Raw genomic sequence first — 16,021 nt, forward strand, 5'->3', positions numbered from 1 at the left:
GGGCTCAGCCCTGGGCGCCGGTCAGCATCCGGTTCAGCAGGTCGCGCAGCGTCCGGCGCTCCTCCAGGGGGAGGGCGGCCAGCGGCTCGCGGGCGAAGTGCAGGGAGCTGCGCAGTTCGGCGGAGGCGGTCCGGCCGGCCTCGGTGGCGGCGACCAGCTTGACCCGGCGGTCCTGCGGGTCGGCCTCGCGGGTGACGAAGCCGCGGGTCTCCAGCCGGTCGACGATGCCGGTGATGTTGGACGGCTCGCAGCTGAGCGTCTGCGCGATCCGCCGCATCGGCAGCGGTCCGTAGCGCAGCAGGGCGAGCACCTTGGCCTGGGCGCCGGTGAGCGAGCGGGCCTGGGCGGCCTCCTCGTACTCCCGGTGGAAGACGGCCACCAGTCCCGCCATCAGTTCGACCACATCGCGGGTCAGCTGCTCTTCGTCGAGCTGCTCCTCGTTGCTCTCCATGAATTCATGCTACCTGAATATTTGACATCCTGAACCTTTCAGGTCCAGGGTTTGCTTGACCTGGTCAACCTTTCAGGTACCTCCCCCCGCACGCTAGGAGCGCCACCATGGCCGAGCAGCCGCTGCCCGCCACCGCCCGCGAATGGCACCTCAAGGCCCGCCCCGACGGCTGGCCGGTCCCGGCCGACGCCGCCCTGGTCGAGGCGCCGGTCCGGGCACCCCGGCCCGGCGAGGTGCTGGTCCGCAACCGCTTCCTCTCGGTCGACCCGTACATGCGCGGCCGGATGAACGACGTGAAGTCCTACGTCCCGCCGTTCCGGCTGGACCGGCCGATGGACGGCGGCGCGGTCGGCGAGGTGGTGGCCTCCGCCGCCGAGGGCATCGCGGTCGGCGACACCGTGCTGCACCCGCAGGGCTGGCGCGAGTACGCCACGGTGGCCGCCGAGCACGCCGCCAAGGTGGACGCCGCCCAGGCGCCGCTCTCCGCCTACCTCGGCGTGCTCGGGATGCCGGGCCTGACCGCCTACGCCGGTCTGCTCGAGGTCGGCGCGCTCAAGCCCGGTGAGACCGTCTTCGTCTCCGGCGCGGCCGGCGCGGTCGGCTCGCTGGTCGGCCAGATCGCCCGGCTCAAGGGCGCCGCCCGGGTGGTCGGCTCGGCCGGCTCGGCGGCCAAGGTGGCCAAGCTGGTCGACGACTACGGCTTCGACGCGGCCTTCAACTACAAGGACGGCCCGGTGGCCGAGCAGCTGGCGCAGGCCGCCCCGGATGGCATCGACGTCTACTTCGACAACGTCGGCGGGGACCACCTGGAGGCCGCGATCGGCGCGCTCAACGTGCGCGGCCGGGCGGTGCTGTGCGGCGCCATCGCCCAGTACAACGAGACCGGCCGGCCGGTCGGCCCGCGCAACCTGGCGCTGGCCATCGGCAAGCGGCTGCGCCTGGAGGGCATGCTGGTGAACGACCACGCCGCGCTGCGGCCGCAGTTCACCGCCGAGGTGGCGGGCTGGCTGGCGGACGGCAGCCTGCGCTACGAGGAGACCGTGGTGACCGGCATCGAGCACACCATGGACGCCTTCATCGACCTGCTGCGCGGCGGCAACACCGGCAAGATGGTGGTCGCGCTGGACTGACCCGGCGTCAGAGTCGAACGCGCGCGCCCCGATGGCCCGGCGAGGGGGTCCCCCGGCCGGAGGCTGGGGGAGGGTGGTCGGGGCGCGCGCCGCTGTGTCGCGCGACCCCCGTCGGCGAATGCCCAGCAGATCCGAGGGACCGTCAGTTCCCAGGTCAGGGGCCGCGATAGCGTGGCCGCAGCGGCGTACTGCCACCCGATGCGGCCATTCGGGGGAGAGATCCCGATCAGGGGTAGACCTCTTCGCGGATCTGACTACCATGATGGAAGGCTGTCCGTTTTGCTCAAGTTAGTGACCGAATGTCGACTGACCTGAGCAGAAGAGGGCGGCGTCGAGCCAGGTGGCGTTCACGACCAACCGGCGATGGCACGAGGCAGCTGGGGAAGGCGACTCTCGTCCACAGCCTGGAGGTCCCGGTGACGACACGTGGCGTCCTGTTCATCCACTCCGCGCCCCGCGCGCTGTGCCCGCACGTCGAATGGGCGGTGGCGGGCGTGCTCGGTGCGCGGGTCAACCTCGACTGGATCCGTCAGCCGGCCGCCCCCGGCCAGTGGCGGTCCGAGCTCTCCTGGCAGGGGGAGGCGGGCACGGCCGCCAAGCTGGCCTCCGCGCTGCGCGGCTGGCAGCTGATGCGCTACGAGGTGACCAGCGAGCCCAGCGGCAGCGCCGAGGGCGAGCGCTACTCCAGCACCCCGAGCCTGGGCATCTTCCACGCCGTCACCGGCGTCCACGGGGACATCCTGATCCCCGAGGACCGGCTGCGCGCGGTGCTGGTGCGCGCCCGCAGCCAGGGCAGCGACCTGGAGGCCGAGTTGGCCCGGCTGCTCGGCAAGCCCTGGGACGACGAGCTGGAGCCGTTCCGCTACGCCGGGGAGGGCGCGCCGGTGCGCTGGCTGCACCAGGTGGTCTGAGCAAGCGTCAGGGCGGCCTCCCCGGCTCGGGGAGGCCGCCCTGAGGGAGCGTCAGACGGTGCGAAAGGCCAGCACCACGTTGTGGCCGCCGAAGCCGAACGAGTTGTTCAGCGCGGCGATCCGGCCCTGCGGCAGCTCGCGCGGCTCGAAGCGCACGATGTCCGCGTCGACCTCGTCGTCCAGGTCGTCCACGTTGATGGTCGGCGGGGCCTGCCGGTGGTGCAGGGCCAGCACGGTGGCGACCGTCTCGACACCGCCGGCGCCGCCCAGCAGGTGGCCGGTCATCGACTTGGTCGCCGAGATCGCCACGTGGTCCAGGTGCTCGCCGAGCTCCTTGCGCAGCGCCTTGATCTCCGCGACATCGCCCTGCGGGGTCGAGGTGGCGTGCGCGTTGACGTGCACCACGGCGGCCTTGTCCAGGTCGGTGTTGTCGAACAGCTGGGCCAGCGCGCGGGCCACGCCGGAGCCGGTCGGCTCGGGCTGGGCGATGTGGTGGGCGTCCGAGGAGAGGCCCTGGCCGACCGCCTCGCAGTAGACCCTGGCGCCGCGCTTGGCCGCGTGCTCGGCCGACTCCAGGACGATCACGCCGGCGCCCTCGCCGAGCACGAAGCCGTCCCGGGCCTTGTCGTAGGGGCGGGAGGCGCGCAGCGGCTCGTCGTTGCGCTTGGACATCGCCATCATGCTGGCGAACGCGGCCACCGGCAGCGGGTGGATCGCGGCCTCGGTGCCGCCGGCCACCACCACGTCGGCGCGGCCGGTGCGGATCATCTCGATCGCGTAGCCGATCGCCTCGGCGCCGGAGGCGCAGGCCGAGACCGGGGTGTGCACACCGGCCTGGGCACCGACCTCGATGCCGACGTTGGCGGACGGGCTGTTGGGCATCAGCATCGGCACGGTGTGCGGGGACACCTTGCGGGCACCCTTCTCCCGCAGCACGTCGTACTGGTCGAGCAGGGTGGTGACGCCGCCGATGCCGGAGGCGATCACGGCGCCGAGGCGCTCGGGGTCGAGGGGAGAGGCTTCATTGGTGGCCGCCTGCTCGTAGCCGGCGTCGGCCCAGGCCTCGCGGGCGGCGATCAGCGCGAACTGGGCCGAGCGGTCCAGCTTGCGCAGCAGCGGGCGGGGCAGTACCTCGGCGGGCTCGACGGCGCACGGGGCGGCGATCCGCACCGGCAGCTCGGCGGCCCAGTCCTCCTCCAGCGCGCGCACACCGGAGCGGCCGGCGAGCAGCCCCTCCCAGGTTGACGCGGCGTCCCCGCCGAGCGGCGTGAAGGCGCCGATACCCGTGACTACCACGGTGCGGTTTTCAGTGGTCACTGGTTGTCTTCTCTCAACGTGTTGCGGGGCTTGGGGGAGGGGAGTCCGGCGGGGCGGCTCGGCCGCCCCGCCGGTCGCCGAATCAGGCGGCGTTCTTGAGGATGTAGTCGACCGCGTCGCCGACCGTCTTCAGGTTCTTGACCTCGTCGTCCGGGATCTTGACGTCGAAGCGCTCCTCGGCGGCCACGACGACCTCGACCATGGAGAGCGAGTCGACGTCCAGGTCGTCGGTGAAGGACTTGTCCAGCGCGACGTCCTCAGTCGGGATGCCGGCAATCTCGTTGACGATGTCGGCGAGACCGGACAGAACATCGTCCTGGGTGTGAGCCATCTTGGCTGCTCCTCTTGTGTGGATGGCGCTTCACGGGTGCGACGCGCCGAGTTGACGGTACTTAAGGCGTTTGCGTTGCCTAAGTGCCTAAGGGAGGGTAACGACTGCCGCCGCGTACACGAGACCCGCCCCGAACCCGATGATCAGTGCGAGGTCACCGCTCTTGGCCTCGCCGGTCTGCAGCATTCGCTCCATGGCCAGCGGAATGGAGGCCGCGGAGGTGTTGCCGGTCTCGGCGATGTCGCGGGCCACCGGCACCGAGGCCGGCAGCTTGAGGGCCTTGATCATGGCATCGGTGATGCGCATGTTGGCCTGGTGCGGGATGAAGGCGCCGAGCTGGTCGGCGGTGATCCCGGCCGCGTCCAGGGCCTGCTGGGCGACCTTGGCCATCTCCCAGACCGCCCAGCGGAAGACCGGCTGGCCATCCATCCGCAGGAACGGCCAGTGCGCCTCGTCGTCCGAGCTGCCGTTGATCGCGTCCGGCTTGGCGAAGGCGGTGTCCCAGGCCTCGGTCTGGGTGATCAGGTCCTTCTGGGTGGCGTCCGAACCCCAGATCACCTTGCCGATGCCAGGGGTGCCGGACGGACCGACCACGGCCGCACCGGCGCCGTCACCGAAGATGAAGGCGGTGGAGCGGTCGTGAATGTCCGTCATGTCGCTGAGCCGCTCGACACCGATGACCAGCACGTACTCGGCGCTGCCGCCGCGGATCATGCCGTCCGCCAGGTTGAGGCCGTAGCCGAAGCCGGCGCAGGCGGCCGAGATGTCGAAGGCCGGCGCCGTCGGGCAGCCCAGCTTCAGCGAGATCTCGGTGGCGACCGCGGGGGTCTGCTTGAAGTGCGAGACGGTGGAGACGATTACGGCGCCGATCTGGTCGGGCGTGATCCCGGCCTGGGCGATCGCCTTGCCGGCGGCCTGCACCGACATCTCGGCGACCGACTCGTCCGGGCCGGCCCAGCGGCGCTCGGTGATGCCGCTGCGGGTGCGGATCCACTCGTCGGAGGAGTCGATCCACTCCAGCACCTCGGAGTTGGGGACCACGCGGACCGGACGGTAGCCGCCGACCCCGTGAATCCGGGAGTGGGCCGCACCGGTGGTGGGACGGATCTGCGGGACTGCGGTCATGCGGAGAGCTCCTCGGTGGCGTGCTCGGCGATCAGCTCGCGGGCCTTGTCCAGGTCGGCCGGAGACTTCAGGGCCAGAGTCGCCACGCCCTTGACGTTGCGCTTGATCAGGCCGGTGAGGGTGCCGGCCGGGGCGAGCTCGATGACGCAGGTCGCGCCGAGCTGTCCGATGGTCTCCATGCAGAGGTCCCACCGGACCGGGTTCGCCACCTGGGCGACCAGCCGGGAGAGCACCTCGGCGCCGCCGGCGACCACCTCGCCGTCCTTGTTGGACAGGTAGCGCGTCACCGGATCGGACACACTCAGGGTAGGCGCCAGCTCGGCCAGACGGGTGACCCCGGGGGCCATGTAGTCGGTGTGGAAAGCACCGGCCACCTTGAGCGCGATCAGCTTGGCCTTGGCCGGCGGGTCGGCCCGCAGGGCCTCCAGCGCGTCCAGGGAACCGGCGGCCACGATCTGGCCGCCACCGTTGTTGTTCGCCGCCACCAGGCCGTGCTCGGCGAGCTTGGCCGCGACCTCCTCCGGGTCGCCGCCGAGCACCGCGATCATGCCGGTCGCGGTCGCCGCGGCGGCCTCGGCCATCGCCCGGCCGCGCTCGCGCACGAAGGTCAGGGCGTCATCGGCGTCGAAGACCCCGGCGAGCGCCGCAGCGGTGATCTCGCCGACGCTGTGGCCGGCCACCGCGCCGACCAGCTTGCGGGCCTGCTCCTCGTCCGGGAACAGGGCCCGGGCGGTCATCAGGCCGGTCGCGACCAGCAGCGGCTGCGCGACGGCGGTGTCCTTGATCTCCTCGGCATCAGCCTTGGTGCCGTAGTGCACCAGGTCGATCCCGGCCGCCTCCGACCAGCCGTGCAGCCGGTCGGCGACGCCGTCCAGCTCCAGCCAGGGAGCGAGCATTCCGGGGGACTGAGCACCCTGTCCAGGGGCGACGATAACGAGCACGGTTCAACCCTCTCTCGCCCGACCCCCGAGGACGGGTAGGCGACGGTAACGAAGAAAAGCACCTCGGATTGTGGAGTCTCTACAGGACGGGAAAATCAGTCCGCGGCGGACTCCAGTCGGCCGAGCGCAAGCGCAATACGCAGAGTGAACGCCGAACGGACGTCCGACGGGGCGTACCCCGTGACGTCGGTCACACGACGCAGCCGGTAGCGCACGGTGTTGGGATGGACGAAGAGCATCCGGGCGGCTCCCTCCAGGGAGGAGGCCTGCTCCAGGTAGACACTCAGCGTCTCCAGCAGTGCCGACCCGGCCTCGTCCAGCGGTGTGTAGATCTCCTCCACCAGCTGGCGGCGCGCCACCTGGTCGCCGGCGAGTGCCCGCTCGGGCAGCAGGTCGTCGGCGAGCACCGGCCGCGGCGCGTCCGGCCAGGCCGCGCAGGCCCGCAGGCCGGCCGCGGCCGCGTGCGCCGAGCGGGTCGCCGACAGCAGGTCGCCCACTGTCGGGCCGACCACCACCGGGCCGGGCGCGAACTGGCCGATCAGCGCCCGGGCCGCGTGCACCGGCTCCTTGTCGCCACCGACCACCACCACCAGGCGCTTGCCCAGCACCCCCGTCAGCACCTGCAGCCGGGCGTGCCGCGCGGCCCGGCGGATCGCCTCCACCACCGCCTCGCTGTCCCCGTCCGGTGCGTTGCCCATCACCACCCGCACCTGGCTGGGCTGCCCCCAGCCGAGCGCGGCGGCCCGGGACAGCAGGCCCTCGTCGGCGTCCCCGGAGAGCAGGGAGTTCACCACCAGGGCTTCGAGCCGGGCGTCCCAGGCGCCACGGGCCTCCGCGGCCTGGGCGTACACCTGGGCGGTGGCGAAGGCGATCTCCCGGGCGTAGACCAGCACCGACTGGCGCATGCCGTCCTCGTCGCCCGGCGCCGCGACCTCCGGGATCGCCTCCTCCATCACCTCGATGGTGGTGCGGATCAGCTCCACGGTCTGACGCAGCGTGATCGCCCGGGTCAGCTCGCGCGGGGCGGTCCCGAACACATCGGTACTGATCGCCTGCTTGGCCTCCGGGTGGCGGTACCACTCGGTGAAGGCCGCGATGCCCGCCTGGGCCACCAGGCCGATCCAGGAGCGGTGCTCCGGCGGCATCCGGCGGTACCAGCCCAGCTGGTCGTCCATCCGGGCGATCGCCGCGGTGGCCAGCTTTCCTGACGCCTTCTCCAGGCGCTTCAGGGTGGCGGCGCGCAACTCGGCGCGCTCGGCGGCCAGTCGTCGCTCCACGGCGGTGCCGCCGGAGGTCGCGGTCTGGCGCACGCGTCGGGGGCCCGACGGGCGGGTGGCCTTCGGGGACGGCTGCTGTTCGGGTGGATCTGACGGGTCTGGCACAGGGACAAGACTGCCTCACCGCGTAGGGTGCCCGCACACGCCCCCCGCACCTGACCCGCTACGGTGGGTCAGGTGACCGACCCCTCGCGCCCACGGGCCGACCTGCGCCGCACCGCCGAGCGGTATGTCTCCGAGCCCGCCGCCGGGGTGCTGACCCGGCACGCGTTCTCCTTCTCCGAGCACTACGACCCGAAGAACCTGCACTTCGGCGCGCTACTGGCGTGCAACGAGGAGACCCTGGCCCCCGGCGCCGGCTTCGACGAGCACCGGCACCGGGACACCGAGATCCTCACCTGGGTGCTGGACGGCGCGCTGGCGCACCGTGACACCGACGGTCACGCCGGGGTGGTGCGCCCCGGCATGGTGCAGTACCTGAGCGCCGGCTCCGGCGTGGCGCACACCGAACGCAACGTCGGCGGGGCCGACGTTCCGGTGCGGTTCGTGCAGATGTGGCTGCAGCCGGACGTTTTCGGGACCGACCCCGCCTACGGCCTGCGCCGGGTGCCGGAGGGGGACGGTCTGACCCTGCTGGCCTCGGGGATGACCCGCGACGCCGACACCGAGGCGCTGCGGCTGCGGCGCTCGGACGCGGCGCTCTGGCTGGTCACCGCCGGACCGCAGCAGGCACTGCCCGAGCTGCCCGAGGCCCCCTACCGCTACGCCCACCTGACGGCCGGTTCGCTCGGCTACCGCACCATCCCCGGGCCGCGCGGCCAGGGGCGCTCGCTCGACCCGGGCGACAGCGTGCGGATCACCGGGGAGGCGTTCGCCGCGCCGATGGCCGGGGACCAGGGCGCCCAACTGCTGCTCTGGGAGATGCACTCGGGCCTGACGTACGGCTAGTCGGCCGGCTGGAGACCGCGGATGACGGCGCGCTCGACCGGCGAGTGGGCGCCGTCGGCCCGGTCCAGCTCCAGCGGGCCGACCGGGACCAGCGGCGGCTGGGCGATGAAGCGGGCGGTGCTGCCGCGGTTGGGCTGGGCCGCGTGGATCAGGAACGGGTGGCACAGATAGACGTCCCCGGCCCGCCCGGTGGCCGGCGCGGTCTCCCGGTCCGGCGCGTCCAGCCGGCCGTCCCGGTCCATCCGGGCGCACAGCTCGAAGCCGTCGACGCCCCGCTCGCCGTACTCCGCCAGATAGCGCGGCACGTCCAGGTGGGAGCCGACCTTGATCCGGGTCGGGCCGTCCGCCTCGGTCACGTCGGAGAACAGGAAGAGCATCAGCAGGGCCCGCCCCCGGGACCGCAGGTTGAGCCAGTAGCCGTTCTCGCCGTCGGGGGTGTAACTGGCGTCCAGGTGCCAGCCGGTGTCCCCCGGGTCGGCGGGGTGCGGGAACCGGATCGGGAAGGTGCCAAGACCGGTGCGTGGCACCCAGCGCCCCTCGCCGACCAGCTGGTCGAAGGCTGCGTGCAGCCGCTCGGTGGTCGCGGCCCGTTGGAACGGCTCGCTCCCGTAACCCCAGAGCCGGACCACCGGTTCGGTCCAACTGCTCGGGTCGGCCGGGTCGCAGCCGGTCTCCTGCCAGAGGAACTCCCGGCACTCGCCCGCCAGTTCACGCGGGAAGGCGTCCCGAAGCCGGACGAACCCGGCGGTGGTGAACCGGTCGATCTCTTCAGCTGTCAGCACATGTCGCACGCCCGTGATTCTCGGTGCGGAGGTTGCCCGCGGCAATCGAATTGTGTGCGACTATGCCCACAGCTCGGCCAACAGCCCGTTCACCGCCTCGGGTTGCTCCTGGTGCGGGGCGTGCACGGCGCCCGGAACCAGGACCCGGCGGGCGCCGATCCGCTCGGCGACGAAGGCGCCGCAGGCCAGCAGCGCCTCGCCGACGAACGCGCGGTAGTCCGGTGCGGCGGTCTCCCAACTGCCGTTGACCACCAGCTTCGGGTAGTCGGCGTCCCTGATCGGCGCCAGCGGGATCATCGCGTCCCAGGCCGGCCGCTCCGCCATCGCGGAGGCGGCCGCGCGCAGCAGTTCCGGTGTGAACTCCGGCTGCGGCAGGCCGTAGTCATCCGTGGAGTAGCACAGGTACTCCACGGGGCTCATCGGCTCCCGCTGCTCGCCGAACGCCGCCCGGAGGCGCTTCAGCGCCGCCGCGATCCGAGGGACCTCGTCCTCCGCCGTGCGCAGCACGGAGGGTTCGATCAGCGCCAACGACCTGATGGCGCCTGGTTGCCTGGCGGCCGCCAGCAGGGCTCCGGCGGCGCCGTAGGAGTGCCCCACCAAGTGGGCGCCGCCGCCCAGCAGTTCGGCGATGTCCTCGGCGTCGACCTCGTAGTCGCTGTGCTCGATGTCAGGGCTGGCGCCGAAGCCCCGCCGGTCCATCAGCTCCAACCTGAACTCGGTTGCGAGCGGGCGCTGTTCGCGGAAGCAGTCGGTGCCCCAGCTCAGCGTGCCGTGCACCAGCAGCACCCGATCGGTCGCCGCCGTGCCGTCCTGCCAGACCGTCACCCGCACCGGTTCGCGTCGCATACCGACGCATCCTACGGTGGGTCAGGTCGCGGGCGGCGACCGAGTTGGGAGCCGTCAGCCCCGCTTGCCCTGGGACCAGTGCGCGTAGCTGATCCGGTCCACCGGGGTCACCGCCACGGTGGTGCCCCACTCGTTGCGGCCCAGTCGGGAGAGCGGGCGCAGCAGGCCCATCTCCGGGTGGCCGTCGACCAGCACCGACTCGTCCACCGCCGCGTGCACCACCTCGCCGAGCACCAAGGTCCCGTCGCCCAGGGTGATGGTGCTGTGCAGTCGGCACTCCAGTGCCACCGGGGAGGCGGCCACCCGCGGCGGCTTGACCCGCAGCGAGGGCTCGGTGGCCAGCCCGATCGCCTCGAACTCGTCGATTTCGGCCGGGAAGTCCGCCCCGGAGGCGTTGACCTCGGCCATCAGCGGCTCGGGCGCCAGGTTCACCACGAACTCGCGGGTCTCCAGCACATTGCGCAGCGAATCCCGGCTGGCCACCGAGGTGAACTGGACGATCGGCGGCTCGATGCTGGAGATGGTGAAGAACGAGTGCGGGCCCAGGTTGGCCACCCCGTCGGCGCTCACCGTGGAGACCCAGGCGATGGGCCGGGGCACCACGGTGGCGGTGAGCAGGCGGTAGGTGGCGTCGCGGCCTATCTCGGCGGGACTGAAGTCGATGCGCATGCATACAGTATCCACGTCGTCCGATCGACGCTGCGACGGCCTCACGGGTGGTGGCATCTGGGAACGGCTTGCGGGGGCGTCAACCGGCGTTGCACACCTGCACCACCGCGTACCGTCCGCTGGTGCGCCAGGCCTCGCCGGTGTCGTCGAGTTCGCGCACCGCCGCCTCCGGCAGGCCGGTCACCACATCCGACTTGAGGGTGCGCAGGGCGGCGACCGGCGACGGGAAGTGGCCGGCCGCCTCGGCGAACGCAGTGGTCGGCGGCCACAGCCGATCGCCCACCAGGCGACGGTAGTTGAGGTCGCCCTTGAGGATCGTCAGGGCGGCGCCGGCGAACTCGGCCGCCAGCTCGGCGGGCAGTTCGCGGTACGGCAGCGGGGCGCAGAAGAAGGCATGGGTGCGGACCGTCAGCGTGCCGTCGCCGATCGCCCGCCAGAGGCGGTCGCCGATCGCGCCGGCCTTCGAACTGCGCAACCGCCCCACCGCCGCCAGTACATCGGCCATCATGGCGTCGGAGACGTAGTACGGCTGCGGCTTCACCCAGAGTGCCACCTCGGCCGCCAGGCCGCTGGTCAGCAGGTGGTCGATCAGCACCAGGTCCGGTAGCAGCTCGCGCCCGGCGTTGTCCGCCACCAGGTCGACCCGCCCACCTGCCGTTCGCTCCAACTCCCGCCACAGCAGCGGCCCGTCGTCCACCAGCAGCCCGGTGGCGGTGACGGCGCCCGGGTCGTTCGTGATCCGGAACCCGAGGTCGGCCCGGTTGCCCCAGAGCGCCGAAGTCAGCAGTGCCGCGCGCCGTTTGGCCTCCGGGAGGTCGAGCAGCGCGCTGAGGGCCGCCAACTCCTCGTCCACCGTGGGGTTCGCCAGCTCGGCACTCTTGAACGGGCCGAACGGGTCGACGCCCTGCCAGGCGCCCGGGGTGAAGTAGCCGGTGGCGTCGAGCAGTCGGCGGTAGAAGTAGCTCTCCGCCCAGAGGAACGGCACCTCGCCCCAGGGCAGCCCCCACAGCACCTCGCCCCAGCGCAGCCACTGCTCGTGGTCGGGGGCGTCCGGCGGCAGTGGGGTGAGCACGCCGGTGGTGCTCTCCGCCAGCAGCTGCCCGACGTGCCGGCGTTCGGCCGGCCCGTACGGCAGTGCGTCAAGCACCTGCCGGAGCAGCTTGGGGTGCCGCTCGTGGAAGACGCTCCAGGGGAAGGAGCCGGGGTCGCCGCTGAGGATCACCGGTGCGTCGGGCATGGCCGGGGTCCGCCTTTCGTCAGGCTGCTGCCGCTTCTCGTCAGGCTGCTGCTTCTTCATCCTCTGCCGGGCGGCAGAGCTTCACCAGGTCGTCCAGTGACAGGTCCAGGGCGGCGGCGAGGGCCGCGATGGTGAAGAACGCGGGTGTGGGGGCCCGGCCGGTCTCGATCTTGCGGAGGGTCTCGGTGGACAGGCCCGCCTGAGCGGCGACCTGCACCATGCTCCGCTCGCCGCGGGCCCGGCGGAGCAGGGCGCCGAGCCGTTCGCCGCGTTCGCGTTCCTGAGGGGTGAGGGGTGTGCGCACCATGGCCCCAATACTAATGCCGTGATACAAATACCGGTATAAGAATTGGTGCCCAGCTGGGAGTGGACGATGGTGGAGATCAAGACCGATACGGCGCTGGACGCGATGCGCGAGGCCGGGAGGGTGGTCGCGGACGCGCTCGCCGCGGCGCGGGAGGCAGCCGGGGTCGGGGTGTCGCTGCAGGAGCTCGACGAGGCGGCGAGGGCAGTGCTCCGCGAGGCCGGCGCCGACTCCCCGTTCCTCAACTACCGCCCCCACTTCGCCCTCACCCCGTTCCCGGCGGTCATCTGCACCTCCGTCAACAACGCCATCGTGCACGGCATCCCGACGGACTACCGGCTTCGCGACGGCGACCTGGTCAGCGTCGACTGCGGAGCCCACCTCGGCGGCTGGACCGGCGACTCGGCGATCAGCTTCACCGTCGGCACGCCCCGCCCCGCCGACCTGCGCCTGATCGAGACCACCGAACGCGCCCTGCAGGCCGGCATCGCCGCCGCCGTGGTCGGCGCCCGGATCGGCGACATCTCCCACGCCATCGGCACCATCGGCCGTGCGGCGGGCTACGGCATCCTCGCCGACTTCGGCGGCCACGGCATCGGCCGCCGCATGCACGAGGACCCGCACATCGCCAACGAGGGCCGCCCGGGCCGGGGCATGGTGCTGCGGCACGGCATGGTGATGGCCCTGGAGCCGATGTTCCTGGCGGGCGGCGGCGACACCTACGTGACGGCACCGGACGGCTGGACCCTGCTCACCGCCGACGGCACCCGAGCCGCGCACTGCGAGCACACGGTGGCGGTGACGGAGGACGGGCCCCGGGTGCTGACGATGGGGTGAAGGCGCGTGCTGGGGCTGGCCGCGCAGTCCGGCATCGAGCAGACCACGGGGTCGGCCAACTGCGGATCGGCGAGCAGCCGGCCGCGCTCGTCGTCCCAGTGCTCGGTCACCACATGGTCGGTGTGGAAGTCGTCCGGCCCGAGGTAGTCGGCGAAGCCGTAGCGAATGCGAGCGGGGATGCCCGCGTGGCGCAGGAACGAGCAGTGCAGGAGGGAGAAATCGCGGCAGACGCCGACGAATCGGTCATCGGCGGAGCGTTGCGTGGTCAGCGGGGCGCCGTTCCGGTCGAGGATGATGCGCAGGACGTCGTCGGTCCGTTCGCTACCGCCCGCTGTCCTCGTGCGCGCGCACGAACTCCGCGATGCGGGCCAGGGTCCCCGGGGTGTCCGTGTGGATGTGGCCCGCCAGGCCCAGGGCGCGGGCGGTGATGACGTGGCTGGGGGTGTCGTCGATGAAGAGGGCGTCGGTGGGGGTGCAGGCGAGGCGGTACAGGGTCAACTCGTAGATGCGGGGGTCGGGTTTGGCGCAGCCGACCTCGCAGGAGAGGACGAGGGTGTCCACCAGGTCGAGCAGGCCTGCGCGTTGGAGGGCCGGGCGCATCGAGGGCCAGGCGTTGCTGACGATCGCGGTGCGGACGGACGGGCGGAGGGCGCGCAGGGCGGCGACCAAGGCCGGGTCCCATGTCTGACTGAGCGTCACATCAGCGCGCAGAGTGGCACCCTGGGCGACGTCGAGGCGCAGGCGCTCGCGGACCACGCCCCACCAGGCGTCCTCGCTCACCCGCCCGATCAGGATCTGGTCGTCGTTGCCGCCGAAGAGGGCTGCCATCACGTCGGCGGGCGTGCAACCGAGCCGGGCGGCCCAGTCGTCGGCGACGGCCGGGAGGTGGTCGGGACTGAGGACGCCGCCGATGTCGATCAGCACGGCCGGCCCGGACACGCGGCTCACCGCAGCAGGTCGAGCAGCGGCGCGAGTCCGGCGGGCCGCTCGGCGACGGGGAGGTGGTCGACCGGGAAGTACTGGCAGCCGATCGCGGTGGCGGCGGCGTCCTGGACCGGGTGGTCGCCCACCATCAGGACGTCAGCCGGCGCCAACCCGAGCCGGTCGCAGGCGGCTTGGAAGATCGCGGGGTGGGGCTTCTGCACGCCGACCTCGAACGAGAAGACGTAGGCGTCGACCAGTTCGTCCAGGCCGTGGGAGACGAACACCGGCCGCAGGTCCCAGCCGATGTTGCTCACCACGGCGATCGGCAGCCCGCGCCGCCGCAGCTCGCGCAGGGTCGGCTCGGCATCGGGGTACGGCTGCCAGGCGGCCGGCGACCGGTGGCGATCGTAGAGCGCGTCCGCCGACAGGCCGGCCGGCAACTCGGCGGCCCGGGCCAGCGCGGTGTAGGCGGCGCGGTGTTGATCTGCGCTCAGGTCGCGGGCCGACCAGAGCGGCTCGATCGCCTCAGGCAGATCGACCGGTACAGGCCCGCCCGGGAGCGCGCCGAAGTGGTCCAAGCGGCGCAGCAGTTCCGAGCGTCCACGGTCGGGGACGGCGAGGCCGGTGGGGGTGAGGCAGGCGTCGAGCCACTCAGCGGTGGACTCGATGCGGAAGAGCGTGCCGGAGAAGTCCAAGAGGACACCCTTGATCATGCGGCGAGCCTATCGGCGTCACGGCACCCGATCGATCACACGGGGAGCGCCGCGCGCAGTTTCCGTGATCCGACGCCGTCCCGTGCGTCTCCTGAAGGGGGTTCCGGACCGTGGCCGACCGCCACGGCTGATGGAGGGGTGGCACATGAGGCTCGAACTGCGGCACCTGCAGATGCTTTGTGCGATGGCGGACTGCGGGAGCGTGGGCCGCGCGGCCGGCTTGCTCGGCTATTCGCAGCAGGCCCTGAGCGGACAACTCCAGCGCATCGAAGCCCACTTCGGCCAGCCCCTGTTCAAACGCACCGCCGACGGCGTCAAGCCGACCGGCTACGGCGCCGCCATCGTGGCGCAGGCCCGCGATGTGGTGACCCGCGTCGGCGCCATCGGCGGACACCCCACACCCAGCGAGACGCGGCAGGCCGACCGCTCCCGGCCGCTGCGGCTGGCCACCACCGGTTCGCCACTCCTCGCGGGCATGGTGACCCGGGCCCGCGACCGGCTCGGCGAGCTGCCGCTGAACGTCACCAGCGTTCACCAGCCGGCGGCGGCAGCCGAGTTGCTGGAGCGGGGCGCCGCCGATGTCGCGCTCGGCGTCGACCATCCGGGGCGGACCCTGTGCCTGGCCCCCTCCCTCACGCAGCTGGGCATCGCCACCGAGCCGCTGTTCATCGCCATGCCCGCCGGGCACCGGCTGCGCCACCGCCTGGAGGTGCCACTCGCCGAACTCGCCGACGACCGCTGGTTCCTCGCGCCGGACAACGGCGCGGGGTGGCCGGCCGCGCTCCACCAAGCGTGTGCGGCGGACGGATTCACCCCGGCCGCCGTGCACGAGTACCTCGGCGACCACCAGCAGCTCCAACTCATGGTGGCCCAGGGGATGGGCGTGACGGTGGTCCACGCCACCGTGCGGGCGATTCCGGGTGTGCTCGTCAAGCCGCTGGTGGGCTCCCCCCTCTGGCGCCGCCACCTGCTCGCCTGGCGGCCGGACGCCGTGACCGGGCCGGTGCTGGAGGTCCTGCACGCCTCAGCGCTCGCCGCCTACCGCGAACTGGTCGCCGGGGCACCGCACTTCCAGGCCTGGGTCAAGCGAACGTACCAGGTCAGGGTGGCCGTCGAGGCCGAGTAGCAAGAACGCCAGAGCAGCTCGGTGTTATGAGCAGGACCTCGCAACTGCTGTGTCCCAGAGCGTTCCCCAGCCTCCCGCGCGATGGAAGTCTGCCTAACCAGCACCGGGGCCTGCACGCTCCGCTGCCGCACCTCCCCCCACGCACACGTCAC

At 72.2% G+C, this 16,021-nt stretch carries 19 protein-coding genes; 5 read left to right on the forward strand and 14 right to left on the reverse strand.

What is annotated here, in order from left to right; all coding sequences use genetic code 11:
• Nucleotides 1-4: 4 nt before the first annotated feature.
• The gene (locus tag P3T35_RS04285; protein ID WP_101380166.1) at nt 5-451 is read right to left on the reverse strand and encodes a MarR family transcriptional regulator; all 447 of its coding nucleotides are present in this window, start codon (nt 449-451) and stop codon (nt 5-7) included.
• Between the two features lie 107 nt (nt 452-558).
• Between P3T35_RS04285 and P3T35_RS04290 the strand changes: the two genes are divergently transcribed.
• Both P3T35_RS04290 and P3T35_RS04295 read left to right on the forward strand, forming a co-directional pair.
• On the forward strand, nt 559-1,581 hold the full coding sequence (locus tag P3T35_RS04290; RefSeq protein WP_101380165.1) for an NADP-dependent oxidoreductase: 1,023 nt from the start codon (nt 559-561) through the stop codon (nt 1,579-1,581).
• Between the two features lie 416 nt (nt 1,582-1,997).
• Nucleotides 1,998-2,492, forward strand: a complete 495-nt coding sequence (locus P3T35_RS04295; protein ID WP_101380164.1) for a DUF3145 domain-containing protein — start codon at nt 1,998-2,000, stop codon at nt 2,490-2,492.
• Nucleotides 2,493-2,543: 51 nt separating this feature from the next.
• Here the strand turns inward: P3T35_RS04295 and fabF are convergent, their stop codons facing one another.
• The 5 genes from fabF to P3T35_RS04320 all read right to left on the reverse strand — a co-directional run bounded on the left by fabF (nt 2,544) and on the right by P3T35_RS04320 (nt 7,471).
• Nucleotides 2,544-3,809, reverse strand: a complete 1,266-nt coding sequence (gene fabF, locus P3T35_RS04300) for a beta-ketoacyl-ACP synthase II (protein ID WP_101380163.1) — start codon at nt 3,807-3,809, stop codon at nt 2,544-2,546.
• Nucleotides 3,810-3,891: 82 nt separating this feature from the next.
• Entirely contained in the window at nt 3,892-4,140 is a 249-nt protein-coding gene (locus P3T35_RS04305; protein WP_101380162.1) for an acyl carrier protein, read from the reverse strand.
• Between the two features lie 87 nt (nt 4,141-4,227).
• The gene (locus tag P3T35_RS04310) at nt 4,228-5,265 is read right to left on the reverse strand and encodes a beta-ketoacyl-ACP synthase III (protein WP_101380161.1); all 1,038 of its coding nucleotides are present in this window, start codon (nt 5,263-5,265) and stop codon (nt 4,228-4,230) included.
• Nucleotides 5,262-6,206 carry an ACP S-malonyltransferase gene (locus P3T35_RS04315; RefSeq protein WP_101380160.1) on the reverse strand — a complete coding sequence of 315 codons (945 nt, stop codon included), beginning with the start codon at nt 6,204-6,206 and terminating at the stop codon, nt 5,262-5,264. The genes P3T35_RS04310 and P3T35_RS04315 overlap by 4 nt, the downstream gene beginning before the upstream one ends.
• A 95-nt stretch (nt 6,207-6,301) precedes the next feature.
• Complete coding sequence (locus tag P3T35_RS04320) at nt 6,302-7,471, reverse strand: helix-turn-helix domain-containing protein (protein WP_101384984.1); 1,170 nt, start codon at nt 7,469-7,471, stop codon at nt 6,302-6,304.
• A 189-nt stretch (nt 7,472-7,660) separates the two neighbouring features.
• On the opposite strand from P3T35_RS04320, the gene P3T35_RS04325 reads away from it, so the two are divergent.
• The gene (locus P3T35_RS04325) at nt 7,661-8,431 is read left to right on the forward strand and encodes a pirin family protein (protein WP_101384983.1); all 771 of its coding nucleotides are present in this window, start codon (nt 7,661-7,663) and stop codon (nt 8,429-8,431) included.
• Here P3T35_RS04325 and P3T35_RS04330 read toward each other — a convergent pair.
• The 5 genes from P3T35_RS04330 to P3T35_RS04350 form a co-directional block, all read right to left on the reverse strand.
• Nucleotides 8,428-9,222 carry a phytanoyl-CoA dioxygenase family protein gene (locus tag P3T35_RS04330; protein ID WP_280704248.1) on the reverse strand — a complete coding sequence of 265 codons (795 nt, stop codon included), beginning with the start codon at nt 9,220-9,222 and terminating at the stop codon, nt 8,428-8,430. The two genes, P3T35_RS04325 and P3T35_RS04330, sit on opposite strands and share 4 nt — an antisense overlap.
• A 51-nt stretch (nt 9,223-9,273) precedes the next feature.
• Nucleotides 9,274-10,059: an alpha/beta hydrolase gene (locus tag P3T35_RS04335; RefSeq protein WP_101380158.1), complete on the reverse strand. Its 786-nt coding sequence runs from the start codon at nt 10,057-10,059 to the stop codon at nt 9,274-9,276.
• A 54-nt stretch (nt 10,060-10,113) separates the two neighbouring features.
• Nucleotides 10,114-10,728 (reverse strand): flavin reductase family protein, encoded by a 615-nt coding sequence (locus P3T35_RS04340; RefSeq protein ID WP_101380157.1) that lies wholly within the window; start codon nt 10,726-10,728, stop codon nt 10,114-10,116.
• A 79-nt stretch (nt 10,729-10,807) separates the two neighbouring features.
• Nucleotides 10,808-11,965, reverse strand: coding sequence for a damage-control phosphatase ARMT1 family protein (locus P3T35_RS04345; RefSeq protein ID WP_218976669.1), 1,158 nt, complete (start codon nt 11,963-11,965; stop codon nt 10,808-10,810).
• Nucleotides 11,966-12,005: 40 nt separating this feature from the next.
• Nucleotides 12,006-12,272, reverse strand: a complete 267-nt coding sequence (locus tag P3T35_RS04350; protein WP_101380155.1) for a helix-turn-helix domain-containing protein — start codon at nt 12,270-12,272, stop codon at nt 12,006-12,008.
• A gap of 66 nt (nt 12,273-12,338) precedes the next feature.
• On the opposite strand from P3T35_RS04350, the gene map reads away from it, so the two are divergent.
• On the forward strand, nt 12,339-13,106 hold the full coding sequence (gene map, locus P3T35_RS04355) for a type I methionyl aminopeptidase (protein WP_101380154.1): 768 nt from the start codon (nt 12,339-12,341) through the stop codon (nt 13,104-13,106).
• Here map and P3T35_RS40365 read toward each other — a convergent pair.
• The 3 genes from P3T35_RS40365 to P3T35_RS04370 are packed head-to-tail and all read right to left on the reverse strand — an operon-like array spanning nt 12,989 to nt 14,743.
• Nucleotides 12,989-13,408: a transglutaminase-like domain-containing protein gene (locus P3T35_RS40365; RefSeq protein ID WP_101380153.1), complete on the reverse strand. Its 420-nt coding sequence runs from the start codon at nt 13,406-13,408 to the stop codon at nt 12,989-12,991. The two genes, map and P3T35_RS40365, sit on opposite strands and share 118 nt — an antisense overlap.
• Nucleotides 13,409-13,427: 19 nt before the next feature.
• On the reverse strand, nt 13,428-14,045 hold the full coding sequence (locus tag P3T35_RS04365) for an HAD-IA family hydrolase (RefSeq protein ID WP_280704253.1): 618 nt from the start codon (nt 14,043-14,045) through the stop codon (nt 13,428-13,430).
• A gap of 5 nt (nt 14,046-14,050) precedes the next feature.
• Nucleotides 14,051-14,743 (reverse strand): HAD-IA family hydrolase, encoded by a 693-nt coding sequence (locus P3T35_RS04370; protein ID WP_101380151.1) that lies wholly within the window; start codon nt 14,741-14,743, stop codon nt 14,051-14,053.
• 145 nt (nt 14,744-14,888) lie between these two features.
• Here P3T35_RS04370 and P3T35_RS04375 point away from each other — a divergent pair, with 145 nt between their 5' ends.
• Nucleotides 14,889-15,869, forward strand: coding sequence for a LysR family transcriptional regulator (locus P3T35_RS04375; protein WP_101380150.1), 981 nt, complete (start codon nt 14,889-14,891; stop codon nt 15,867-15,869).
• Nucleotides 15,870-16,021 lie beyond the last annotated feature (152 nt).

Origin of the sequence: Kitasatospora sp. GP30, from assembly GCF_029892145.1 — a bacterium.
Taxonomy (GTDB): domain Bacteria; phylum Actinomycetota; class Actinomycetes; order Streptomycetales; family Streptomycetaceae; genus Kitasatospora; species Kitasatospora acidiphila.

Bases quoted from the DNA above. Each gene is read 5' to 3' on its own strand.
- map (WP_101380154.1), top strand. From the start codon at position 12,339: ATGGTGGAGATCAAGACCGATACGGCGCTGGACGCGATGCGCGAGGCC.
- P3T35_RS04305 (WP_101380162.1), bottom strand. From the start codon at position 4,140: ATGGCTCACACCCAGGACGATGTTCTGTCCGGTCTCGCCGACATCGTC.
- P3T35_RS04310 (WP_101380161.1), bottom strand. From the start codon at position 5,265: ATGACCGCAGTCCCGCAGATCCGTCCCACCACCGGTGCGGCCCACTCC.
- P3T35_RS04285 (WP_101380166.1), bottom strand. From the start codon at position 451: ATGGAGAGCAACGAGGAGCAGCTCGACGAAGAGCAGCTGACCCGCGAT.
- P3T35_RS04375 (WP_101380150.1), top strand. From the start codon at position 14,889: ATGAGGCTCGAACTGCGGCACCTGCAGATGCTTTGTGCGATGGCGGAC.
- P3T35_RS04335 (WP_101380158.1), bottom strand. From the start codon at position 10,059: ATGCGACGCGAACCGGTGCGGGTGACGGTCTGGCAGGACGGCACGGCG.
- P3T35_RS04340 (WP_101380157.1), bottom strand. From the start codon at position 10,728: ATGCGCATCGACTTCAGTCCCGCCGAGATAGGCCGCGACGCCACCTAC.
- P3T35_RS04345 (WP_218976669.1), bottom strand. From the start codon at position 11,965: ATGCCCGACGCACCGGTGATCCTCAGCGGCGACCCCGGCTCCTTCCCC.
- P3T35_RS04350 (WP_101380155.1), bottom strand. From the start codon at position 12,272: ATGGTGCGCACACCCCTCACCCCTCAGGAACGCGAACGCGGCGAACGG.
- P3T35_RS04290 (WP_101380165.1), top strand. From the start codon at position 559: ATGGCCGAGCAGCCGCTGCCCGCCACCGCCCGCGAATGGCACCTCAAG.
- P3T35_RS04370 (WP_101380151.1), bottom strand. From the start codon at position 14,743: ATGATCAAGGGTGTCCTCTTGGACTTCTCCGGCACGCTCTTCCGCATC.